Annotated in this window: 23 protein-coding genes; 10 read left to right on the top strand and 13 right to left on the bottom strand. The window is 48.0% G+C overall.

Annotated elements, in window-relative coordinates; all coding sequences use genetic code 11:
- Positions 1-4: 4 nt before the first annotated feature.
- The 12 genes from DW757_RS03620 to DW757_RS03570 all read right to left on the bottom strand — a co-directional run bounded on the left by DW757_RS03620 (position 5) and on the right by DW757_RS03570 (position 16,356).
- Positions 5-1,102 (bottom strand): reverse transcriptase family protein, encoded by a 1,098-nt coding sequence (locus DW757_RS03620; protein ID WP_243033350.1) that lies wholly within the window; start codon positions 1,100-1,102, stop codon positions 5-7.
- Positions 1,103-1,364: 262 nt separating this feature from the next.
- On the bottom strand, positions 1,365-3,371 hold the full coding sequence (locus DW757_RS03615) for a retron Eco8 family effector endonuclease (RefSeq protein ID WP_182433242.1): 2,007 nt from the start codon (positions 3,369-3,371) through the stop codon (positions 1,365-1,367).
- 246 nt (positions 3,372-3,617) lie between these two features.
- Positions 3,618-4,214, bottom strand: a complete 597-nt coding sequence (locus DW757_RS17575; protein WP_015574633.1) for a YHYH domain-containing protein — start codon at positions 4,212-4,214, stop codon at positions 3,618-3,620.
- Positions 4,215-4,371: 157 nt separating this feature from the next.
- Positions 4,372-4,707 (bottom strand): iron-containing alcohol dehydrogenase, encoded by a 336-nt coding sequence (locus DW757_RS03605; RefSeq protein ID WP_347559955.1) that lies wholly within the window; start codon positions 4,705-4,707, stop codon positions 4,372-4,374.
- A 107-nt stretch (positions 4,708-4,814) separates the two neighbouring features.
- Positions 4,815-5,447: a TetR/AcrR family transcriptional regulator gene (locus DW757_RS03600; RefSeq protein ID WP_008396373.1), complete on the bottom strand. Its 633-nt coding sequence runs from the start codon at positions 5,445-5,447 to the stop codon at positions 4,815-4,817.
- Between the two features lie 96 nt (positions 5,448-5,543).
- Positions 5,544-6,662, bottom strand: a complete 1,119-nt coding sequence (locus DW757_RS03595; RefSeq protein ID WP_347559958.1) for an MATE family efflux transporter — start codon at positions 6,660-6,662, stop codon at positions 5,544-5,546.
- A complete protein-coding gene (locus DW757_RS17975) occupies positions 6,599-6,922 on the bottom strand; it encodes a hypothetical protein (RefSeq protein WP_347559954.1) in 324 nt (107 codons plus the stop codon). The genes DW757_RS03595 and DW757_RS17975 overlap by 64 nt, the downstream gene beginning before the upstream one ends.
- Before the next feature lie 967 nt (positions 6,923-7,889).
- Entirely contained in the window at positions 7,890-10,493 is a 2,604-nt protein-coding gene (locus tag DW757_RS03590) for a TnsA endonuclease N-terminal domain-containing protein (RefSeq protein ID WP_118751028.1), read from the bottom strand.
- Positions 10,494-12,392, bottom strand: coding sequence for a site-specific DNA-methyltransferase (locus DW757_RS17570; RefSeq protein ID WP_243033347.1), 1,899 nt, complete (start codon positions 12,390-12,392; stop codon positions 10,494-10,496).
- Positions 12,385-13,203 (bottom strand): hypothetical protein, encoded by an 819-nt coding sequence (locus tag DW757_RS03580; protein WP_118751026.1) that lies wholly within the window; start codon positions 13,201-13,203, stop codon positions 12,385-12,387. The genes DW757_RS17570 and DW757_RS03580 overlap by 8 nt, the downstream gene beginning before the upstream one ends.
- 15 nt (positions 13,204-13,218) lie before the next feature.
- Positions 13,219-16,104, bottom strand: a complete 2,886-nt coding sequence (locus DW757_RS03575) for an ATP-dependent DNA helicase (RefSeq protein WP_118751025.1) — start codon at positions 16,102-16,104, stop codon at positions 13,219-13,221.
- 21 nt (positions 16,105-16,125) lie between these two features.
- Positions 16,126-16,356: a helix-turn-helix transcriptional regulator gene (locus DW757_RS03570; RefSeq protein WP_118751024.1), complete on the bottom strand. Its 231-nt coding sequence runs from the start codon at positions 16,354-16,356 to the stop codon at positions 16,126-16,128.
- A gap of 302 nt (positions 16,357-16,658) precedes the next feature.
- On the opposite strand from DW757_RS03570, the gene DW757_RS03565 reads away from it, so the two are divergent.
- On the top strand, positions 16,659-17,819 hold the full coding sequence (locus DW757_RS03565; protein WP_118751023.1) for an ATP-binding protein: 1,161 nt from the start codon (positions 16,659-16,661) through the stop codon (positions 17,817-17,819).
- Between the two features lie 2 nt (positions 17,820-17,821).
- Complete coding sequence (locus DW757_RS03560) at positions 17,822-20,098, top strand: S8 family peptidase (RefSeq protein ID WP_118751022.1); 2,277 nt, start codon at positions 17,822-17,824, stop codon at positions 20,096-20,098.
- 47 nt (positions 20,099-20,145) lie between these two features.
- Here DW757_RS03560 and DW757_RS03555 read toward each other — a convergent pair whose 3' ends face one another.
- Positions 20,146-20,487 (bottom strand): helix-turn-helix transcriptional regulator, encoded by a 342-nt coding sequence (locus DW757_RS03555; RefSeq protein WP_207665903.1) that lies wholly within the window; start codon positions 20,485-20,487, stop codon positions 20,146-20,148.
- Positions 20,488-20,693: 206 nt separating this feature from the next.
- Here DW757_RS03555 and DW757_RS03550 point away from each other — a divergent pair, with 206 nt between their 5' ends.
- The 8 genes from DW757_RS03550 to DW757_RS03515 all read left to right on the top strand — a co-directional run bounded on the left by DW757_RS03550 (position 20,694) and on the right by DW757_RS03515 (position 24,371).
- The gene (locus tag DW757_RS03550; RefSeq protein ID WP_207665902.1) at positions 20,694-20,897 is read left to right on the top strand and encodes a helix-turn-helix transcriptional regulator; all 204 of its coding nucleotides are present in this window, start codon (positions 20,694-20,696) and stop codon (positions 20,895-20,897) included.
- 35 nt (positions 20,898-20,932) lie between these two features.
- Positions 20,933-21,082 carry a hypothetical protein gene (locus DW757_RS17300; protein ID WP_182433241.1) on the top strand — a complete coding sequence of 50 codons (150 nt, stop codon included), beginning with the start codon at positions 20,933-20,935 and terminating at the stop codon, positions 21,080-21,082.
- A 323-nt stretch (positions 21,083-21,405) separates the two neighbouring features.
- Positions 21,406-21,918 (top strand): hypothetical protein, encoded by a 513-nt coding sequence (locus DW757_RS03540; protein ID WP_118751020.1) that lies wholly within the window; start codon positions 21,406-21,408, stop codon positions 21,916-21,918.
- 87 nt (positions 21,919-22,005) lie between these two features.
- Positions 22,006-22,230, top strand: a complete 225-nt coding sequence (locus DW757_RS03535; RefSeq protein ID WP_118751019.1) for a hypothetical protein — start codon at positions 22,006-22,008, stop codon at positions 22,228-22,230.
- On the top strand, positions 22,154-22,471 hold the full coding sequence (locus DW757_RS03530; RefSeq protein WP_118751018.1) for a DNA ligase: 318 nt from the start codon (positions 22,154-22,156) through the stop codon (positions 22,469-22,471). The genes DW757_RS03535 and DW757_RS03530 overlap by 77 nt, the downstream gene beginning before the upstream one ends.
- Positions 22,461-23,597: a DUF2800 domain-containing protein gene (locus DW757_RS03525; protein ID WP_118751017.1), complete on the top strand. Its 1,137-nt coding sequence runs from the start codon at positions 22,461-22,463 to the stop codon at positions 23,595-23,597. Before DW757_RS03530 ends, DW757_RS03525 begins: the two co-directional genes overlap by 11 nt.
- Positions 23,590-24,165 (top strand): DUF2815 family protein, encoded by a 576-nt coding sequence (locus DW757_RS03520; protein ID WP_118751016.1) that lies wholly within the window; start codon positions 23,590-23,592, stop codon positions 24,163-24,165. The genes DW757_RS03525 and DW757_RS03520 overlap by 8 nt, the downstream gene beginning before the upstream one ends.
- Positions 24,166-24,185: 20 nt before the next feature.
- On the top strand, positions 24,186-24,371 hold the full coding sequence (locus tag DW757_RS03515; protein WP_118751015.1) for a hypothetical protein: 186 nt from the start codon (positions 24,186-24,188) through the stop codon (positions 24,369-24,371).
- The last annotated feature ends 50 nt before the right edge of the window (positions 24,372-24,421 follow it).

The following is a 24,421-nucleotide window of genomic DNA, read 5'->3' as shown; positions in this document are numbered from 1 at the left end:
CTCTCTACTCAATGTGGAACCACCATCTCTGGCACTGGTCGATGAGTTTTTCCAGATTCCTGATCTTTCCCTGCAGGGCTCTCTGGGAAGAACCCTGTCCATTTTCCCCTTTCAGGAAGGTGATCAGAAAGGCTCTGTAGCCGCACAGATAATTGATCAGAGATTTTTTATTGCTGAACCTGGTAACAGAGCCATCTGGAAACATTAAATTCACGTTATCGATCACTCTGGGATCTCTCAGCTTTTTTATGTCTGCCTCATAGGGGCAGCCGTCCAGCTCCCTCCTTGCATCGAAATAAGCGAGAATCCTGTTAATCTCTCTCAGCCGTTTTCTGGAAGGCCTGACAGAACAGCCATTTTCCTCTCCTCCCACCACAAACCCTGACAATGAAATCTCACCTTCTGCCATATAGGTTTTCTTTTCATTGAGAGAAAAACCATTTTCTTTGAGGATATGCTTGATCATCCTGTACACGAACAAATCCCTTCTGAAGTCCAGATAGTCACTGGAAAACATCATATCATCTGCGTATCTGGTATAGATCAGATCCTCCTGATAAAATTTTTTTCCTTCCCTGACCTTCCTCACAGACTGGCAGTACTTTAAAATACGCTGATCGATCCTTCTGAAAACAATATTTGACACAGCAGGGGAAGTGACAGCTCCCTGGGGGAGTTTCCCATTAAAAGTCGTAATCTCCCCGATATTTTCTCTGATTTTCTCATCCTGGACAAATTCCTCCAGGCTTTTTATCACCTGTTCTTCTGTCACATGATCGAAAAAGCGGCGTATATCCAGACGCATATGGAACTTCTTTCCGCAGTGAGGTCTCAGGTAATCCTGGTAGCTCAGCCCCCTGACAAAACCTGCCGCTGCCTTGGAAAGCGGAATTTTCGCAAGCAGATTTCTGTTCAGATTGTTCTGAAGCTGATATAATCCGCTGGTCTTGTCCACCTGGCAGATAGTCCTCTCTTTTCCCCTGTCTCTGATGTCAAAGACGATATAGCTGTTTTCCTTTTCTGCCAGACTGTTCTCAATAAACAGCTGGCTCTTTCGCAGGATCCTTTCGCAGTAATAATCCCATCCATAAATCTTCTTCATCTGCATCGCTCCGAACGGGCACCGTCTTGAAAATTCGCAAGGTGTTTAATAATTCCCCGCCATCCTTCCCATTTTCTGCCGGTACCCCAGTCAGAAAGTGGCTCTCTCACCCTGGTCTGTGGAACTGTCGCTCCCTCAGGGTCTGTCTCTCTGCTAGTATTGAGATCAGGTTGCTGCCCGTTCTATGATTTTTTCTACTATGTTTCTCTGTTTTCCGCTTCTGAATGCCAAACCTCATCCGAAAAGCTCTGGCTCCTCCAGCCTATTCCTGGCTCATCCCGCATACCATATGCATCAGTTCTCCTAACTCCGGGAAATCTCTCTCAAAGGTCTTTCTGAAAAACTCCCTCCTTCCTTCTTTTTCCATCTTTCTGAAAAATTCTCTCTGCTCCTGCGGACCAGAATCCTCAAAGCCTGCCAGCCGGCAGAAATAAAAGCAGAGCCAGTCGGCTGCCCAGGAGGTCTTCGAGATCAGATTTCTCTCCATCAGCCTTTTCAGCTCCTCGTCCATGGCCGGATTTTCCTTTTTAATCCCCCGGTAATTCATTCCATAGTCGCACTCCCCTCCCAGCAGGAGACGCACGAAGGTGAGCCTCTCTCCCTCCCCCGGAAGGCCCCTGTAAAACGGAATGATATTGTGATAGCACACCGGAAAACGCTTCTCCAAAAACTGCAGGAACAGAGGAAGATTTTCCGCTGTCACCAGCATTCCCTCAATCGTTGTGCGGGCAATAAAAATCCCGTATTCTTTAAAATATTCCTGAATCAGACTGACAAACTCCTGATAGTTTTCATCCTCTGCAAGATAGAACGGCTTTATGTAATGAAACCGGCATTTTTCCGCCATTCGGTATATGCGGTTTCTTCTTGCCGCCAGGGTAGCCCTGGACGAGGAGCGGGATTCTGTTTTCTTATAGAAAAAATAATTTTCCCCTGTCCTGCACATATGAAAGTATTTTTTCTTCAGCTTCTCCGGATAGGTGTAAACCTTATCCAGATCCATGAGAATGGTTACCGGTATGCGGTATCCCCTGTTTTTTGGGGAAACGATGCGGTACACCACGTCGTCACTCATGCCTTTGATCAGCTCTGCCTGCCCCAGCAGAGGATAAAGCTCCTTTAAAAACCGGCTTTGAAATACCTCCAGCTCCGTTTCTCCTTCCACCAGAAACAGGGCCCTGGCGAAGTATGCACTGGCATGCTGATCCGTGATAAAATAGCGCTCCCTCATTTCACTGTCCTGCCGGAACATCTGAAAACGGGAGATTTTCGTCTCCTCCCCTCTTCGGTAGACCTGATAGAGCTGGTTCTCTCCCCCCTCCTGCACCAGAATATTTCTGATCAGTCTGGCCGAATGGGTGGCCAGCAAAACTCTCACATCATACCTGCACTGGCTGAAAATTTCCGCCAGTTCATCGATCATGTGACTGTGAAGGGAGATTTCAGGCTCATCCAGTATCACTAAAGGTTCCTTCATCTTCGTTTCCGCCATCAGCCTCAGGATATGGAAAAGCAGATTCGTAAAATTAAACGCATTGGTGCCATTGGAAAACTCCGCCAGGCTGCTCTCGTCAAACTGATATCTTTCCCCGGACAGATACAGTTTAGACAGGGCCACTGCAAACTCTTTTCTGGAGTAGGGCTCAATTTTAATGTTCTTCCGCTCCAGCCCGCCCTGTATCCGATCCAGCCGGCTTTTCATCTGTCCGCTTACCTCTCCAATGGCATTTACCAGCTCCTGGCGAAGTTCTTTCTCCACCGTATTTTCCGGCTTTACAAGATCACCCACCAGCCTCCAGAGTACTTCCCAGTTCACCAGATCGATCTGTCTCGCATCCACAAAATAGAGGGGAAAGAGGCCTGCTATCAGCTTTCTGGTATCGGCATCATGGCTCCAGCGCACAGGCATATCCCGGATCTTTATCATCCGCACAGTCATCATATCCTCTGCAGAAATTCCCAGAATCTTTTCATAGTAGCTGGCATACCTTGTTTCCTCATTTCTCAGGTTGACCCGGGCGTACTGCTTCAGCCGGCCCAGATCGTAGGTCAGGGCAATTTCTACACGGTTATTCAGACGGTTGTTGTGGTCGAAAATCTCATCCGACTCGGAGCGGGAGATAAGATTATCATAAAAGTACCTGACAGCGGAGAGGATATTGCTCTTTCCTGTTCCGTTTTCCCCTAAAAGAGCTGTGACACCGTTCAGGCGGAATACGCAGCTGCTGATAGACTTATAATTTTTAATTGAAATCTCAACTAAAGACACGGCATGCCTTCTTTCCTGTGTAAAATCTGCGCATAAAATCAGTTAAAGCAAGGTGATTTTCTGTCTTTTCTTTTTCTGTATCACAAACTCAGCATTTTGATTTTATTCTACAAAAAAATACCAGAAAATTCAACCATTTTCATCATGCCGTGTCTGATGATGTTATGTCATAAGAAAGAATCCTGCTTTGCAGGATTCTCCGCCTGCGGCGGGTCGCAAAAGCGACATTTGCCTCCCCCGGAAAAATTAATGGCAGATACGGTTTTCATCGTATCCGAAATTCATGTAATGTTCGTAGTAAGCAGGCAAGTTGTCTCCAAAGGCCTGCACCAGATCTGCATTATTTTCTTTGTATACGCTTATATTAAAGGCTTCTGAGGCCACACGCCCCTCCTTCATTCCTGATGTCAAGAAGTGATTCAGAAGGTCCTCCTGGTTATATCCGAATGCCCCGTACAAATCTTCATTGTGATCGGCATAATATACAGCGTCAAAGATTCTGTCTATATGCTCAGGGACAGCTGGTGTAGCCGGCTCCTGTGCCGGAATACCTGCCCCAGTTCCAGTGCTGCCGGAGCCGGTGCTGCCAGAGCCACTGCTAACGAAGCCGCCGCTGTACGGGCAGACACCGTTTGTATGCAGGTGAGCCGGATGACCGCCGCAGTGATAGTGATAATTTCCCAATCCGCTTTTGTTTTTATTGTCCCTGTGTCCTCCGTATGCGTCGGTGCGCCCGCTGTGGGCCTCCGCCACAATCAGGCCGGAGGTTCCCACAACGGTCTGGGGCGCCCATGTGCATAACGCCAGTGCGGTCAGAAATACTGCTGCTTTTTTCTTTTTCATACTCATTCTCCTTTGTGGTGCATCATTCTGTTCGCTCTCTGATTTCTCATCCTTCCGGTGAGACATACCGGAGAGAAAACCAGAGAGCAGGTATCCTGAGTATATCATTTTTCACAGCCGACTTCTACTGGCTCACTATTAACCATATCAGGGTCTGCTAAGCCTTTTCAGTGCCTTCATTCCGTAATGGCCTGCAAATACGAACAGTTCCATGATTGCAGTCTGTAAATGCTCCCAGCTGATGCTCCATCTGGTGTGTCTGGAAATCCGTCAGCCGGCCCACCTTCAGAATGCCGTTCTCAGCCATGGCAGAGTCCCACATCAGGTTGCCTCGGGCCTGCAGGTCGTTCTGATCGGCAAGTAAGCGTCTCATATTCACAACCGTGTTCCGCATGACTGCCAGTGCCACATCATCAGACACATTATCCTCGTCCGACTGACCAAGGTAAGTTTCCATGGCATGGCTCAGGGTGTCGAATGCCCCGGAAATCACCAGGTTAGCTTAAAATATCGTCATTTTTCTATCCTTCTTAAATGTCTGCCCGTAAACCCCAGGCGAGCGTGTGCCTTATCAGCGCGGTTTATGCCGGCTCTGTTTCCCTAGGTTTTTCCCTCCTCCTGCTTTACAACCCCATACAGCATAATATCGAGAATTTTAGAAACATTCACTTCGTGATCCTCCATCAATGCGTGCATATCTTTTTTTCCATAATATTTACTCTGAAAATAGCCATTAAACATCTCGAAAAATATCATAAAATACTCCATGGCCGTGTCGGCTGTGATTCCCTCCCTAAGGTGTACCTCCTGCAGAAGCGCCCTGAAATAGTCTGTATAAAATTTATCATACCCCTGTCTGAGTACACCGATTTCCCTGCGCAGGTGCTCCGGCGGCTGGAGAACTGTGTTAAAAAATATGTTGCAGTAATACGGATTTTCCTGAAAAAACTTTTGCCGCATGTTCAGGAGATTCTGTATATTTTCCCCCATACTTCCGGCTTTCGATTCCATGCGCCGGAAATATGCGGTCATCTCGCAAAAGCATTTTTCTACGCACTTTAAATATAATTCATCTTTATTCTTAAAGTTATGATATACCAGCCCCTTGGAGATCTGGTTCTCATTGCAGAGTGTCGTCAGGGAAGCGCTGTCATAACTCTTTGTCCCGAATTCTGCTATTGCGGCAGACAGGATTCTCTCGTAAGTGCGTCTCGTCTTCTCCTCTTTTCTCATGTCTGCACCCCTCTATTCTTATTATTAACCATGTGGTCAATAATAGTTTATGCCAAACAGACCCCATAGTCAATCCCCTGTTCTTTACTTGCCCCCTTACATATCATTTCCCATATTTTTTGAAATGCTCCGCTTCATAGTATTAAACAGGAGGACGCATACAATGATTGTTAAAATATCAGCCGCCGGCTGAGAGAAGTATATCCCTTTCACTCCCAGCATGCCCGGCAGTATCAGGATAAAGGGCACGTAAAACAGACACTGGCGGATAAGCGACAGAAACAGCCCCATCCGCGGGGAGCCGATTGTCTGAAATGTAATAGTCATCATGTAGCACAGGCCAAATGCCGGATATAGAGCCACCTGTGAAATCAGCAGCCATTTCCCGTAGTCAACGACCAATGGATTTCTGTTAAACAGCAGAATCAGAGGCTTCGCCAGCACAATATAGAATATTGCCACCGCAACAGTTAAAACCAGGGAACCCTGCAGAGCAAACCTTGCCGACTGTCTGAACCGTTCCCTGTTTTTTGCGCCAAAGGCATAGGAGGCCACCGGCTGATATCCCTGCATAAATCCCATAATCACATAACATCCAATCAAAACCAGCCTCTGGACAACGCCGTACGCTGCAATAATCAAATCGGAATCCGGAAGGGTTTTTGCCGCTATATTAGTCAGAGAGGCAGCAACTGCCAGGCATATCTGAATAACTGCCGTGGGGATTCCTATTGAGACAACCTCCCATATCAGGCCTGCTGAAATTTTGAAGTATTTCGGTTTAAGCTGAATCACAGAAAAGCCGCCCACATAAAAAATCACTAGAATGACAAAGGTAACACACTGTGAAACGGTAGTTGCAAGAGACGCGCCCTCGACACCCATATTGAGTCCCCACGAAAACATAAATATGGGATCCAGGATTACGTTCAGCGCAGCTCCAGTAATAACAGCAATGGATGAAACTTTCACAGAGGATTCCGCTCTCGCCGCACAGTTAAGGCTCTGCGCCGGCAGATTAAAAAGAGCCGCAATAAACATCCAGAACGCATAGTCCCTGGCCTGAGGAAGCACAGCATCAGATGCGCCGAAGGCCCGCAGCAGCACTTCCATGAAAATAAGACCTGTTATACACAATCCGGCACCAATCATCATGGAAAATCCCACAATCGTCGTAACCGTGCGGCTGGCTGCCTCTCTGTCGTTGGCTCCCAGCTGCCTGCCCGCCAGAACACCGGCCCTGCAGCAAAAATATTCTCTATAGAGACCATAATGAGGAGCAGCGGCAGAGTCACTCCCACTGCTGCAAGGGCAGTGTCGCTGCCCAGCATACCGATATACACCGTATCAACAATGTTATAGACAGCTTTTGCCAATAATGCCAGTATTGCAGGAACCGCCAAATCGATAATCGCTTTGGAAGGTTTTACAGAAGACAAAATAGATTCTTTTTGGATATTCTTATTTTTCGTCATTTCCCTCACCTACATTTCAAGACAAAACGGTTGTCAAATTTCAGTAATCTTTCTGTGTTCACAGATACCATTGACGGCTGAAAGGAAAGCGCTTTATTGACCGATCGGTCTATAAATGTATATTATCACTTATAGACCATACGGTCAATATTATATTCAGTATTATGTTTATATTTTGGGATTATTCCAAAAGATGTGATTTGTGATTTCAGAAAGATGTCTCGGCAGAAGCCAGCTGACATCCAGAGTTTCTGGACAGCTTTTGTCTCTGATAAAGCTGAATATTTCATATTAAGTATGGCTGTTTCGCCTGCGGCGGGCCTCTTTACCGGAAAATGCTGCTCCGCCGGTGACTTTCCGGACAGAATCGTTCAGTCACGGACAGCCCGGCGGATGACAGGTTTCGTTGATTACCGTTCGGCCTGAGTCAATAGGGCGGCGGTTTCCACATGGCTCGATACGTTCATTTTGATGTCAGATAGTTCGTCTGTTAGCGGAAACATATCCACATAGGTGAATAAGAACATATCAACTGGATTTTTCCTTCGCTTCGAGCCTGTCAGTAAATGGGAACACGTCAACTATAACATCTTTTCCTTATTATATACCAAACAGAGGGATTGCGCCATCGCTTCAACCTAGCTGCAGCGCCGAGTGCATGACATTTTCATCGTCTCAACCTATCTCTCTTCAGTATTGTACGATGGCTCGATGTTCCTGCTGATTTTGATACAAAAGGAAAAGCCCTCTCCGGGGCAAATGCCACTGAAAAAGGCTTGAAATAAGGGCTTCCGAGGTTATGCACTGACTTTGGAAGCCCTATTTTTATGTGTTCAGTTTTGTCTCCACCGTTCAGCAGTATGACGAGGTGTCAGTCTTGCGGTATAACGGTTTTGAAATAATTAAAATGTGGAGCAAAATTAAAAGGTTGTCATCCCCTGTTTTTCGTCAATCAATAAATAACATTTTACATAGACGCTGAATCATCATCCAAAATATGGGTACTAACAACTTGACTTCCGGCGTACATGAGATACTTCACACCGCTTGCCACAGCCATCTCCTCGGCGGCTGCCTGTTTTGCCTTAACCACGGTGTCATCAATCTTGTTGTCTCCCTTGACCTCGATAAGCTGATAGGAACCGTCCATCATCTTTGCGAGGAAGTCAGGATAGTACTGACGGATTCTGCCTGATTCTGGATCGTAGTAGTGCACGGAAAGATCGCCCTGGTTGGAAGTAAACATTCCCGTGAAATAGACTTCTGCGACCTTGCCGCTCGTGATGTACTGCATAAAGCATTCCTTCTCCGGGATGGAATCGAAGCAGTAAGTGTCGGCGTGGAAGCTCTTCTTAAGCTGCTCCAGCGTAAAGCCCGGATAGCGATTGGTAAGCACGAGGTCATCCTTTGCGGAGAATTCGTAGTAACCGGCATCCTTTGGTTCACGCAGCAGTACCAGTTCCTTATCCTCGGTCTTCAGTTCCGAGGTAATATCAAAGAGCGCATGGAACACAGTCGGGATGACGTAGTCATCCAAGACAGAGTTATAACGATTGACCGCATCAAGAACCGTGTCGATTCCATCCACTGATTCTCGGAGAATTCTCGCGGCAAGGATACAGGAAATATTCAGATAACGAGCCACTTCTCCTGCGAGGGAAAATTCGCTGAACTTCATATTATCCTGGAGATAGTCAATATTCTTTTCTTTGACAGTGGTATCACGAGCAAGGCTGTCACGTTCGTACATGATGCTGGCATACTTGGAGAGGTCAGCGTCTACCAACTTGAAGTCCACGGGCTCGGAGTATTCCTTTTCGTGGAGAGTATACTCGTGCCACACACGCTTGAGTGTAATTGTCCTTGGCGGCGGTAGAACACGCACCTGGTATTTGTGGCGGTCAGCATTGGACGGATTCTTGATGTCCTTGATCTCCATGTTGAAGTTCTTATGAAGCTCATCGTCCAAGGTATCGTAGTTCTCTTTGGAGAGAAATACTGTGGCCGTCAAACGCTCGTCCGTTATAGCACGGAGGCAGCGCATTGTTGCCTGGAGAACGAATATCTTTGACTTCGGGCTGCGGAAAAGAGCTACAGCAAACAGAGACCGACAGTTCCAGCCCTCCTTACCTTTTTCAACGAGGATAATAAACTGCTTCTCGTTTCCTTCCGTTCCAGGAACATCAAGGTTATTGAAGTCTCTGATGTCATCGTTCTTTGTGTACTTTGCATCGCCGACATTCAGGAGAATCTTCGATGCTGGAATACCGAGGTTAGCGAGTATCCTCTCAAGCGCAGGCTTGACCTCTATGGCCGCTTCCTCAACGCCTGCCGCATAGATAGCAAGTTTCGGATTCAGACCTTCATAGGTCTTCCCGCCGTAGCGCTCCCAAAACGTGGTTACCGCAGCTTTGAGGAATTCATCACTTTTAACGTTCTCAAAACCGAGCGGGTCAGCATCTTTCAAGAAACCATTCCAGATGGATTCACGCAGACCGTAAGCATATACCACTTCCGGCAGAAGCTGGTTCTTTACATATGGCGTACCCGTATAGTTATAGCAAGCCACGATAGAGGTATTCGCTGCGAGCAGATTGATAGTATCACGAAGGCTTGTCTTATTCGCTCCGCTCGACCGGATCTGCTTTTCGAGATCTGCACCGAAGAGGTGGTGCGCCTCATCGACATACACGCCGAGCTGCGGAAGACGACAGAGTTTTTTGAAACGCTGGTTATCCATCAGCGTGGTATCATCCCAGGCATCGTCCTCGTCATCATCTCCGCCGTAGACCGCAGAGAGAAGGGAGCTAGAACCACTGAATAAAGTTTCAGCAGCAGATACCTCTTTACGCTTTTTCTTTACAATGATTTTCTGCGTGTTCGAGATGATGATGTTGAAATCGGAATCATCAATTGTATGCAGAATTGTTCCTGTCTCATCTAAAAAGTGAAACTTGATGTTGGAATCAAGCACACGGGCATACTCCGGCGGAACGACCTTTGTTTTGTCGAAAGTCATGATTTCACGGAGCGATTGGAGTACGGTTTTGTCCGGCGCAAACACGAGGGCGTTGTGGCAAAAACGCTTGTCCCTCGGATACTTCTTCGCAAGCAGAAACTCGTAGAAGATGCAGGTCGCCATAAGGATGGTTTTGCCAAGTCCCATTGTGAGTGCATAGATGTAGTTCGGGTAGTCCTCGCGGTATTTCTCCATTTGCTTGAAAAGCGTGTCGGTCTGCTTCTCGGTAGGAGCGTCAAAGAGACGAATCTGACCGCCTTTGTCGATGGCATAGTAAGATGCATCGGAGAAGCGATCTCTTTTGTGACGCCAGTCATCGAACATCTCATAGATCTGCTTGTTGTTCATGAATTCCTTCACAAAAACATACATTTCCAGTGCCTCAAACTGCGGTTTGCGCAGAAAGGCATGAGGATTCTCCTCGCTGTCGTTGTAGGCGAGGAACTTCCTTGTGAGGTCATTGTAACGGGAACGAATCTTTCCACGGTTTGTGCTGTAGTAGTACCACAGTTGTTGACTAAAGGAAAAATTCGGGTCAAACTTATCTGCCATTTAACGCACCTCCACTTCCAGCGACTCGGAGAGCAGGTCGGTAATCTTGACTTTAATCGTGCCAGAACCTTCTGGGATATCGTAGATGCCCTTTACCATCTCATTCTTGCCGGGGATATCTGTCACGGCCGGCTGCATGACTACGCCATCATAGTTCCAGTCAATCATGATGGAGTCGACCAGCTGATGCCAGTCCTCCACGTATTCTTTCTGGAGGGAGAGCTTCTGCATCAGGTTCATCGGGTAGAAGGCGCGAACAACCAGCTTATCACCCTCACGAACGATTTCTGCCTCGGAGTCACGCTTGAGCTGTAGGTCTTTCTTGTCACGCAGAATATCTACTATCTGGACATCCACCTTGTAGTCGGACAGCTCCTGCTCCAGCGCACCCTTCAGGTCAGGCTCGTGTCCCATGCAGACGATGGTGATACGCTCCACTGGTTGATTCGGATTCTCCTCCTTGCGTTTTTCGTATGTCTTGTACGGAAGGTTTGCAAGGAGTTCCTTCAAGTCAGCTTTGGTTGCAATACGGTTGACCGGCATAATTTTAACCATTCTGCCATCAAGTTCTCCGTCCCAGACATCGCCCTGCGGGAACGGTTGGATTTCCAAAGCGGAAATCAGGAGGTCGCGGGCTTCTACGGGATTGCGGAAGAAATCGTAGTTATTCACGTTGTAGACCTCAAAGCCCGTGTACTTCACGTCCTTCTCCAAAGCTGAGGTGTCCATTCCCTTTGCCTTAAAGAAGTCGATAACCTTGCTGCGTTCTTCGGCACTCAGTTCGGTGTCTCCACCTGAACTTGCTGCGGCGAGGTAAGGGGCAGACTCCTCCGCAACCATGGAAAGCTGCGGTTGGATCATCTCATAGGTCACAGGCTTATGTTCTGGTTCCAGTTCCTTTGCAACGGCAAGTAACCGCTTTGTAGTCGTCTGAATGGCCCCCAGATTGATGTCTGCGCCGATGAAGCGTCTGCCGAGCTTCATAGCTACAGCTTGAGTGGTACCACTGCCCATAAAGCAGTCGAAAACGATATCCCCAGGATTTGAAGATGCAAGAATTATCCTTTCAAGCAATTTTTCTGGCTTTTGCGTTGGATATCCAACGGGTTCAACTTTATCCGCAGGTTGTAACATGGAAATTTTCCAAACGTCATCTATCCGTTTTTCATATGACATTTTATACATGACATTACCATCTTCGTCACGTGCATTTATTGCTTTTCCATCGACAAACTTGCGAACAAGCTGCTTGACTGGCTTATCTCTTTTTTCATATTGTGTATTGAAGATATATCCTGGCCCTTTAGCATATAGGAGAATTCTATCTGTGGTTCGGGGAAAACAAGCCGATTTAGGTGCCATTTTATTATAGTAATACCATGTTATTTCATTGACAAAGTTGTCGGCTCCAAACAACTCATCCATAAGAATTTTAAGGTAGTGCCCTTTATGCCAGTCACAGTGTAAATAGATACAGCCTTTTTCAGAAAGCAATTCTCTCATGATAATCAAACGCTCATACATAAATTGAAGGTATTCGTCATTTGTCCAAATATCGCCATATTGCTTTTCCTCAAAAGTAGAGTTATCCGTTTCTGTTTTCCCTATCCCTTTGATTTCAACTTTTTTCTTATATTCAACACGACTGTCGAATGGGGGGTCAATATAAATCAAGTCGATCTGCCCTCTATATTTTTTTAGCAGATGGCTCATGACCTGGAGATTATCTCCCCAGAAGATCTTATTGATCCAGCCATTCTGTTCCTGGCCATAGGTTTCCCGCAGCTGCGCAGGGTAATACTGCGTGGAACGGTAAGGACGCTTGCCAGTCCAGCGAAGTTCGGGAAATCCCTTGATTGTAGGTCTCTGTTCAAATTCAAACGTAAGCTGCTCATCCATTGTGGTTATCCTCCATTTTATCGTTTCTTGGGTCATATCCGTATTTCTCGGCCACTGCTGTTATCTCGGCAGCTCTGATGGGGATGAGCTGCTGTTCCTTGTATAAATCCCGTCCAAGTAAACCGTGAAGCACGATGTATTTATCTGTTTCAAGCAAATTCGGGTTTTCACTCAAAAAGCCGTTTACACGTTTCAGCATTTCCGGGTCTGTCAGCTGTGCCAAAGTCGAATCAATGTCCATCTCCCCAGCATCGTGCAGTTTCTTAAGGCTGCTCAACATTCCCAACCAATGATATAGGACTTTTCGTTTTTCGGCGTCAGCCTCTTCCTGCGTCATCTTCGTACCGGCTTTCGGCTGTTTTACGGCAATGTCCGTACTTGCCTTTGCTTTTGCAAGGACTGCATCCGCTTTCAGTTCCTTTGAGGTAAGCGCCTCCTTTGTGCGATGGTAGAACGGTACAATATGTTCATGCCATACATTCGGAAGCACCTCATAAAAGAATTTGTCAACAGCCCAATCGATAATGATATCACTGGTCTCCATCACCGTGTCCCGAGCGGTATCCTTGAGATAATCTTCAATGGAGGATCTTCTTCCGGTGGGAGTGGCTGGTGGCACAGAGGTTCTTTGCTGAACTGTAAGCGCATCTTCTACATAGTGTTTTAGTTCCCTCAGAACCCTGTGAGGTTTGCGATTCATGAGCCGACCGTACTCATCGATAAAAGCCTCGTCGTCTTTCCATTTTCTAAAAAGCTCATCGTCAGGAATGATGTATATGATGTTGTTTTTCCTTACTCTATGTTCAGCCATGTTATCACTCCCTTCTTATTTGTTTCTGCAGTAAAACCGGAAGTCACACGCACCACAGACCTTTGGATCTTTGGCGCAGCGATGAAAATCCTTCTTCATGATTTTATGCACCGTATCATCGAATACCGCCATTGTGCCCTCCACAGCGGACTTCGTGTATGGATATGTGATAGTTGGTACTCCGCTGTCCTCGCCGGTATAGTACAGGTGCATTTTGCTGACCTTTTGCCCGGTGCGCTCCTCTACGAGGTGAGCGTAGATATGAAGTTGCCGTCGATATTGTTCAAGCTGCTCCCGATCTTTCACCATGTCAGGTTTTCGCTGAGATTTAAAATCCACAATCTCAACGGTATCTCCCTCGCCGCGAATTAAGTCAACCTTTCCCTCAATAATATAGTCAGGCTTGACCAGCGAAACATCGACTTCTGCTTGCTGTATCTGCGACCAGTCACCGTGCTGTCTGTCCACATAGCGTAGCACCTGTTTCAGAGCCGCCTCACGCTGGGGACCGGCGAGGTAAGTATGCTCGGTTTTTGTCAGCGACACATAGTTGAAGTTAAACCATCGGCTCACATTCTCCTCAGTGATTGTCTGTTCCTCATGCCGCAGGGCGGCGCGGTGTATGTCCTCTATCGTTTCATGCACGAGCGTACCGAAGAGCATAGCGTTCGCACGAACGGGCATGAATTCCAGTTCCTTGTAGAACTTATACTGAAGAGCGCAGGTCTCGTAAACCGTGATATGCGATGTGAACGAATAGGTGTTCTTTATGTTCACACCCTTTACCGGCTTGAAATCAAACTCCCTTATATCAAAACCAGGGCTTTCTACGGATTGCAGTTCCCCGTAGATGTCTTTGAAGTAGTTGCTAGGCGTTCGCTTGTCCTCATTGCAGGTCAGGATCAGTAAATCCTGCGCGCGGGAGAAGGCCGTGTAGTAGAGCCGCCAGAAGTCAAAGTACTTCGTGACATCGTAAGGTTCAAACGCCGGACGCTTGAAGTATCTCTCCTCAATCTGCATCATGAGGTCATTCGTGTTCTTCCTCGGCACATTCGCAAGGGAATCCACAAGGACGATAGGGAACTCCATGCCCTTGGACTGGTGTATTGTAAGGAAGGAAACACAGCCGCTCGGTGCGTACTCCGAATCGTCCTCGTATTCCGTAATACCGCCGTTAAAGAGCAGACGTAGATACAGATTGAAGAGCATTTCGGTGTTGGCATCTATTCTGCGTTTTCCACGGTAGGTTTCTGATGATAAGACGTCCACTCGGTGGAGGTACTCAAACTTACCGATTATCTGCGTCAGTTTTGCAAGGTTTCGAGCCGGTCGGATATCAACCACGCCAACATCCATTTCCGTATCGAGAATCCCTGCAAAAGGCTGGAATTCAAAGAGCTGGTACATCAGACCGCAATAGGCGTAGTCCGTTGCTCCCTTCAAACCGACATGGTCTTTACCTCTGCGCCGTATCCACTTCAAAAGATCGGAATTCTCCGGCTGTGTGAGGTACTCGTTTGCTGCCATGATGCAATTGCGGTAGTAGGTCAGATGCTCCGGCTGCAGAAAGGTGTAATCACCGTTCTCCAAGCCCTGGATATAGCGCGGAAACATGAGCATGAGGCAGCCGAGAGCAAGCCGTATCTCGTCACGCTGGAAAAACATATCCGAACGCGGCGAATATATATTTATATGATTCTCCTCAAGGAAGCGGGCAAGTGCTGTTACTCGCGGATGTTTCACGGAATTGAAGAGAAATGCAATCTGATTATAGTCCGTAAGTTTTCCGGAGGCTTTCAGGTCGTTGATAAACTGCAGTATCTTTTCGTGCCACTCATCCGTATCGTCCATACCTGCGAGTTTCACGACTGCGGGACTGTGGAGAGTGGTTTTCTCGTGTGGTTCGATCCTTTTATCGTAACGGAAGTTATCCCAGCGAAACTTGAACTTCGCACCGTCTGTGGTAGCCATCCACTCATTGTAGAAATCAACGATGTCACTGTTGGAGCGGTAGTTGATGACCAGCGGAATCACTCGGCATTCGCCTTCTGCAAACTTCTGCGGAAACTCCAGGATATTACGAATGGTAGCACCTCGAAATCGATACAAGCCCTGGTCATCGTCACCGACCACGCAGATGTTCTTATGGTCTCCGGCGAGAAGAAACACGAGCTGCTCCTGAATGAAGTTCGTGTCCTGGTACTCGTCCACCATGATGTGTGTAACCTTGGCGCGAAGCTCCTCCAAAATCTCGACATTGTCCTGCAGCAGACGATAGGCTTCAATCTGGATAGACGAGAAGTCCATCAAATTGCCCTCAGTGAGGACATCGCGGTACTCCTTCAGCATCCGTCCAAGAGCCGCAATCGACAGGTCAGTATCGGACATCAGTTCCTCTGGCGTCACCAATTCTTCGGAGAGGTTATTCACATAGTTGCAGATGGCTTCCGACTGCCTCCATGCGCCGCCGTTCGGCAGAGCAACCTCTACCTCCGGGATATTCCGGAAACGGTGGATATTCTGGAACACCATGTACTGCTGGTCGAACGCATCCAGGAGACGGTAGTTTCTGCGAAGTCTTGTAAATTCAAGATGCTCCTTAAGGATACGAAGACAGAGTGAATGGAACGTGCCGATATACATCTCATTGATGTTCGCCACGACGCCTCGATCCGACAGTTCATTCGTGATTCTTGTAATCAGCTCCTTTGCCGCCTTCTCCGTAAAAGTGGCAATAAAAATGCTTTCCGGCTTTACGCCGCATTCCTCTATGAGATAAATTGCTCGTTGAACAAGCGTGTAGGTCTTACCTGTTCCAGGTCCCGCAGTAATGAGGACGGGACCTTTGGCAGCAGCTATCGCTTTCCGCTGTCCCTCGTTTGCATTTCCAAAATCAAACATATCGGTACCTTACATCCTTTCCTATAACTGTTCCTCAGATGCGGGACTTCCGTCTGGTACAACTTCCATAATATCAGCAATGTCACATTGAAGCGCAGTGCATATCTTAAGGAGAACCGCTGTGCTTACATTATCCCCATGCGTGAGTTTGGCAACAGTGGAGGAACTGAGCTGCGCCGCTTCTCTTAAATCCTGCTTCTTCATATCTTTGTCAATGAGTAACTTCCATAATTTTTTATAGCTGATAATCATGCATATGCTCCTCATATTCGTAACTCTTTGTTTCCATCGCGGGTTAGTTTCTTTCAAATAACTCAACGGTTGCATATTAGTATAGCACATTCTGTTTCTGAAATCGATAGATAAGTGCGAGAACGCAAATTTTTATTTTCGCATATCGGGACCATATTGGAGCCAATAAGATGCAATAATTTGCGCTCGTGTTCAAAGGTGTTCAAAGATTCCCCTGGATAGCTATTGACATATGAGCCAAAATAGTGTAAACTAAAGGTTACAGTCCGTTACTATGACTGAGAAAGAGGAATCGATAGACTATGAAAGCCGAACTGATCGCAAATATTATCGCTGCTCATTGCTCCGGGGATGAGAGTTCCTTCAAGACCGCTGTGGAAGCTTTGGCGGCTGACGAGGATAAGAAAGGAAACAGCCGTGTTTCCAGTATGCTCCTTGATGCATATAAGGGGAAAAATATAACTCTAATGAAGAAACCGGATGTTGCACAGCCCGCCGGAGGAGGATTCGCTGTCCAGTCCGCTGGGAGTAGCGCTTTTACCCCGAGAGACAAGGACAGCCTTCTGGAGCTTTACGATATTATTCACCCGGATATATCACTCTCTGATGTCGTGCTTCCTGAGAATCAGCGGAAGCTCCTCTTGCAGATTTTGGAGGAACGCCAGAACAACAGCAAGCTGGCAAAGCATAATCTCCCTCCCGCAAACCGTCTACTACTCTGCGGACCTCCTGGATGCGGAAAGACGATGACGGCAAATGCCATAGCTCACGAACTGAATCTGCCTATGGCTTATGTGAGGATAGACGGTCTTATATCCTCCTACCTTGGGCAGACCAATGTGAACTTAAGGAAGATATTCTCCAGCATAGGAAATCAGAGCATCGTCCTTTTTCTGGACGAGTTTGATGCCATCGCCAAGAAACGTGATGACGGTCATGAGATGGGCGAACTGAAGCGTGTCGTTACGGCTCTGCTCCAGAATTTCGATAATATGCCGCCGAATGTATTTTTGATTGCGGCTACCAACCATGAGCATCTGCTTGATCCCGCAATTTTCAGGCGATTCAACTATATTATCAATATCGGATACCCGGATGCAAAGCAGCGGAGTGAACTGATTCAGCGGTGGTTTAAAGACTATACTGTAGAAACCGAGGTAGATATACAGAAGCTTACTGACCTAACTGCAGACCGTAGCGTGGCACAGATAAAGGAACTGGTTATCTCCGCTGCTAAACGCTATGTGACCACGGATAAGGCGGTTACGATGGAGGATATGCTAGAACTGCTTATCCAGCAGATGACGAACAATTCAAACGGGGCCGGTGTGGTGGATGCCGCCGTCGATCTGAAAGCAAAGGGCGTGAGCGTCCGTACTCTTGCGAAAGCAATCGGGATGCCACATAACACTCTTAGCTACCAGATAAATAAGTTAACCAAGGGCAAAGAGGTGGATGAATAGGTATGGCAGATGATTTCAGACCCCATCTCCTCATTACTGAGGATGATGTAGAGGCTATTGAGAATAAAAAGCAGGCTCGGAATAAAGACCTGGGATTGGATCGGATGAAGCATGGAACGAAACTTTCTACAGGTCTTCAGGAAATTGTGTCTGCCTATACCCGCATTCAAGGGACGGATTCTCTTCGTGATGAGGATATCCGTCTGTTTGAAGTTGTCCTGCAAGAGGGTGAAAAATTCTCAAATAAAACACTACGTGAATTCTTGGAACAAGAAGGGATGACCCTCACCAAGGTGAAAGATTCACGTCACGCCATTGTATCATCATCAAAGTCCAAATTTGATTCCCTGCAACAAAGAGTAGGTGCTTACCGTGATAACAAGCGCAGTAACAAGAAATTTCAGTACATAGAGGATTTTCAATTTCCGGACGGAATGGGAAAACAGGCTCCTTCCATAAGAGAACTGCTTGAGCGCGAGGCTACTTTCCCACTCGATGTTGAAATCATGGAACAATTGCTTCCAAAAGGTACCGATCCGCAGGTGCAGGCTCGTGCCGAAGAGAGGCTGATTGCCCTTATTGAGCAGAATCAAGGTAGAATCCAGGCGAAGCCATATAAACTTTCTGATGGAACACGTATTGTCCGTGCGGAGATTCCTCTTGGTAAACTTGAAGAGATCTCCGGGGATACTATTGTCAGTCATGTTGCGCCGACAGGTTTCTATGCCACCTCACCGATGTATACTGTACAGGCGGGCACTCCAATGACGCTTAATCCCAATGTTTCAATTGACGAACTTCCTATCGTAGCGGTGCTTGATACTGGTGTGGATTTTCCACCGGAACTTGAGCCGCTGGTAGTGGAGCATTGGGTACCTACGGGAGCAGCTCCCGGTGACAAAAAACACGGCACCAATGTGGCAAGTAAGGTCGCTTTTGAGAATCTCGGTGAGCAGCTTGCATCCGGTATTCTAACACCACGGGCAAGGATTATCGACTGTAATATTCGAGGTCTCGATCCGGATTCCAACAAACCGGATCGTCCGGATCTTATTTGTAACAGCACCATGATTGCAAGAATCAAAGAGGCTGTCCTGCGCTATAAAGACATAACCAAAATCTTCAACTTCTCATCAAGCGAGGAGACTCCTATCCAAGGCGACGAAATCAGTATTCTCGGATACGAACTGGATGTCCTTGCCATTCAGTATGGTGTGAAATTTACCATTTCAGCTGGCAATCATTATCTGTATCGTAGTCAGGACTCCCTCGAAGACATCTTGCAAGATGACGACAATAGAATAGCAGCACCAGCAGATTCCATGCTGAATATAGCAGTCGGAGCTATTGTCGGTGCCGAACACAAGGAAGGTTTGAGCCGCCAATATGATGTAGCTCCCTATTCGAGAATCGGTCCGGGCTTCCGAGGTTTCCGTAAACCCGATATTGTATCTCTTGCTGGAACGATGACCAAGGCTGACTTCGTACCACCGGATGAATATGCCATGATGATTGCCAGTGGCGGTCAATGGGCATTTGAGGCGGGTACAAGTTTTACGGCTCCTACTGTTGCGGGAGACCTTGCTGAGATATCACAGTCTGTGCCGAATCAGGATATCCTGATGTCGGAGGCACTTCTCTATCACGGTGCCGAGATGCCTATCAGCGAGGTTGCAAAGAAAAAAATCACAAGGGACGAAAATGCTTTCTATGGCAATCTTTACGGCAGAGGAATATCAAATCCTCTTGTGAGTATGTTTTCTACTGCTCATCGTGTGACCTTCCTCCACAGGGGTACGATGAATAAGAAATTCAAGCAGCATGCCAAGTTTCTCATGCCGAGTGTTTGCGATACGCAGATGGATATGAACAAGAGAGATAAAAAAATACGAGTGACAGTAACCTGTGTCACACAACCGCCTGTTGATAAAACTAAGGGTGCTGAATATCTCGGAGCATATGTCAACGCATCCCTTCATTCACGAAACAGTAAGGATAATCTTGTTACAAATAATCCGTCAGAATCAGATGGTCGCAAGGATTGGGATACCTGTTTCCACTTCGAGCAGGAATTTTCAAGTTTTCACGGTGGTGATTGGGAAGTATGGCTTGAACTTCATACTCGCTATGATGTGGAGGACGACCAGGAGATCGACTACGCTCTTGCCATAACGATAGAGGATTTAACCGAGTCGCTGCAGTTATACGATGCTGTTGTGAATGAAGCACAGAACCGCTTCCCAGCAGTTCAGCTTATACGTCTTCCTGTTCGCACATAAAAAGAGAACGAGGTGGTCTCTTTGCCAAGAAGTCACCTCGTTAATCTTTAATCTTTGCGCTGGCTTTTCAAGAATGCAATATACTGGTTGACCTGATCAATCTCTTCTTGACTCAAGTCTTCCGTATCCTTTATGCCGGTAGCTACTGTACTGCTTTCTGTTTCCGCAGTAGGCTCATCAATATATCCGGCCGCTGCCATCAAATCCTCATAGGGCACACCGAGTGCGGACGCTATGGAGCGGAGAACCTGCGGAGAAGTTTGTTTTCTAAGACCGTCTTCTATTCGCTTCACTTCGGTATGGCTGATAGCGGCAAGTTCTGCAAGCCTTCTTATCGACAGCCCTTTTTCCGTTCTTTTTTCCTTTATATAAGTCCCGAGTTCGTTCATAATAATCCTCCTCGCTTGAACCACTTTCATTATACCATGGGTGTAACCTAAAAGCAACATTTTTTGAAAAACCTCTTGTGTTTTGTAACCTAAAGGTATATACTATAAAAAAACGGAACCTTAGAGTTCCACAGCCACCCTGCCACCATAATGCGGTATGTATTTTGAGAATGGTGGAACCTTTAGATTTTGGAAAGGATTATTAGATGAAGCCAAACATAGAGTATGTGAAACAAGAGATGGAACACCGCGAATGGACAGGCAGTCAGCTTGCTATGAAAATGGGCGTTTCTCGGATGGAAGTGAGCCGTCTTTTGCGCGGAAAACGTATCGGTGGTAAGAAGTGCATCGGAGGTCTTATCAAGGCTTTTCCCGATGCAGAACTTAAAGATCTATTTTTTTTAGATTGAGTGGAACTTATAGTTTCCGCAGAAAGGAGAATCGTATGGAACAGGTCAAGAATCTCGATGACAAACGTGTTTGCGACCAAAGCAAGGACGGCAAGGTCATCGTTATCCGAAAGAAAGACTGCATTACACGAATCACTGCCAATGCAGACAGAACACTCAAGATTACGCATGAGTATGCGAAATAAATTCAAACAGAAATCCGTGAGAGCGCCAGACGACAGTACGGATACCTGAATCAAGGTATCGTTCTGTCGTTTTTCTTTTTTGAAGGCTAAATCTGTCCTGAGCATGACATAAAACTGCTCACCGCCTGGCGCCGCATCACCTGATCACTGATGGCTCAACGGTATCCGGCGGTACAACTCAATATCACAGCTGCCTTTTGAGCGGGTTAGCTGCAATCCGAAACGGAGAGCTCCGTTTGGACTGCGGTTAGGTTTTTACACCCATTTTGTGGCAGCGCCCAGAGTCCTCCGTTTCGAGAAATCGACAAATGGAGGACTTTTTTATGAAAACCAATGCCAATCAGAACACGTCCGTTATCTACTACCGTCCGCTCAAGCAGTGGATCGAGGTTACCCAGGAACAGAAGCGTGACTGGGAGCGGTTCGTAGGAACAACCCGAAAGGCAAAGCAAAGAGCCGGAGCCTGTTGCATCCCATTTAAGAAAAGCTACAAATGTGACGGTCTTTGCGAGACCTGTGAGTTTCGCTGCATCCCGAAGGACTCTCCCCAGCATCTCTCCATTGACACAGAGATAGAGAACGCTTACGAAAACGGCGTCTCCCGCACTAGCTTCCTTGCGGACAGCAGGCTGACCACAGAGATCGATATCGACACCCTGATCTTGAACGGTCTGCTCTCGGAGCTTCAGGCGTCAGACCCAGAAAGCTACGAAATCCTCATGGCCATTGCGGACGGGCTTTCCGAACGTGCCGGTGCAGAGCGATTACATATGCCCCGGAACACCTTTGTGTATAAGAAAAGTCAGCTTCTGAAACGGTTCAGAGAAAAATTCTAAAAATCTTTCGGCCAATTCCTCCTTTCCCGTCCAGATGGGTCATTGAAAGGCAACACAAGACGCCTTGGGAAAGGAGGGACAGCCGATATGAGTTACAACGCAAACCATTATGACACCCGTACCGACGAGGACATTGTTGATGTCCTGACCGCAATCAGCGTGGTGTCAAGGAGACTGGCAAGCAACCTGACCATCGCACGCCAGCAGAGCAAATCCAGGGAAGGAGGAAAATCACATGAGCAGAATGAGCGATATGGCACAGACCATCGAAGAACTCCGCAGTGCTGCCGCTGCTATTTCGGATGCCGCTGACTGGCTGACGAAGGTGTTCAGCGGAGAATCGCGGGTAGAGGATGCTCCTGCTTCTCCTCCTGAACCGGAATTGACTCTGGAACAGGTCAGAGCCGTGCTTGCGGACAAGTCCCGCCAGGGACACACCGCCGAGATCCGCGCCCTGCTTCAAAGGTACGGCGCATCCAAGCTGTCACAAATTGACCCCGCACATTACAAGGCATTACTCGCCGAAGCGGAGGTGATGACGGGTGGCAGTTAAGCACGCAGTCTTATCCGCTTCTTCTTCCGAACGGTGGCTCAACTGCCCGCCCTCTGCAAGACTGTGCGAAGCCTACGAGGACAAAGGCAGCGATTACGCCGCCGAGGGGACGGACGCTCATGCGCTCTGTGAGTTTCGGCTGAAGCAGGCTCTGGGGATTCCAGCGGATGATCCCATCGAAAACCTCTCCTGGTACAACGAAGAGATGGAGGACTGTGCCGCCGGGTATGCCACCTATGTATCGGAGCTTCTGGAGACTGCAAGGCAGACCTGCGTCGACCCGGTCATCCTGATTGAGCAACGAGTGGATTTCTCCCGCTGGGTGCAGGACGGCTTCGGCACCGCTGACTGCATCGTCATCGCTGACGGCGTGCTGAACATCGTGGACTATAAGCACGGCAAAGGCGTGGAGGTCAGCGCCGTGGATAATCCACAGATGATGCTGTATGCCCTCGGCGCTCTGGAGATCTTCGACGGCATCTACGACATTGATTCCGTCCGCATGACCATTTACCAGCCCCGGAAATCCAATATCAGCGTCTGCGTCATAGAAAAGGACAATCTGCTCGAATGGGCGCAGAACGACCTGGTCTATAAAGCAAAGTTGGCATACAAGGGCGGTGGCGATTTTCATTGCGGCGAATGGTGCCGGTTCTGCAAGGCAAAGGCAGAATGCCGGGAACGAGCCGAAGCGAATCTCGCGCTTGCCCGGTACGACTTTGAGGAGCCGCCTCTCCTGACCGATGAGGAGATCGCCGACATTCTGGACAAAGTGGACGCTCTTACCGCCTGGGCTGCGGACGTGAAGGAATACGCTCTCCGGCAGGCAGTCAGCGGTACATCGTTCCCCGGCTGGAAGCTGGTCGAGGGTCGCTCCAACCGCAAATACACCAGTGAAGCCGCTGTAGCCGCAGCCGTTGAGAGCGCAGGCTTCGACCCCTTTGAGAAGAAACTCCTCGGCATCACCGCCATGCAGAAGCTACTGGGCAAATCCCGCTTTGAGGAGCTTCTCGCGCCCTATATTGAAAAGCCGCAAGGCAAGCCGACGCTCGTGCGGTCGAGCGATAAACGGCCCGAATGGAATACCGCAAAAAATGATTTTATGGAGGAAATGGAATATGTCTAACAACACAAACAGAGTCAACAACCCTATGAAGGTCATCACCGGTCCCGACACCCGCTGGTCCTACGCCAACGTCTGGGAACCCAAGTCCATCAACGGCGGGACGCCGAAGTACTCGGTGTCGCTGATCATCCCGAAGTCCGACACCAAGACGGTGGCAAAAATCAAGGCCGCCATTGAAGCGGCTTACCAGGAGGGACAGGCCAAGCTGAAGGGCAACGGCCGCAGCGTGCCTCCTCTCTCCGCGATCAAGACCCCGCTGAGAGATGGCGACGTTGAAAGACCAGACGATCCCGCCTATGCGAACGCCTACTTCATCAACGCCAACTCTGCCACCGCTCCCGGTATCGTGGACGCAGACCGCAATCCTGTTCTGACCCGCTCCGAGGTATATTCCGGAGTGTACGGCAGGGCGTCCATCAACCTGTACGCTTTCAACAGCAACGGGAATAAGGGTATCGCCTGCGGTCTGAACAACCTGCAGCTCATCCGCCCCGGCGAACCCCTGGGCGGCAAAGCAAGCGCCGAAGCCGACTTTGCACCCGATGACGACGAGGATTTCCTCGGTTAAGACAAGGGAGGTAAACGACCATGACAATGATTCAAACGATCCTTCTCCTTGCGCTTCTTGTAATCTGGCTGTGCTTCAGCGTGGTTTTCCTGATCACCGCCGTGCAGTCCTTCATCTATGACCGCAAGCGCGAAAAACGTGAGCGGGAACAGGCAACCCGTGACGCAGAATATCACGAAAACCGCATGAAACTGCTGGAGAAATAAACAACCAATCCCCAGGGCGGCGGAGCGATCTGCCGCCCTATTGGGGTATG

It is taken from the genome of Clostridium sp. AM29-11AC, from assembly GCF_003480545.1.
Classification (GTDB): Bacteria; Bacillota; Clostridia; order Lachnospirales; family Lachnospiraceae; genus Otoolea; species Otoolea saccharolyticum_A.
The sequence above is the reverse complement of the archived record's forward strand: the minus strand, read 5'-3'. Positions and strand labels throughout refer to the sequence as shown.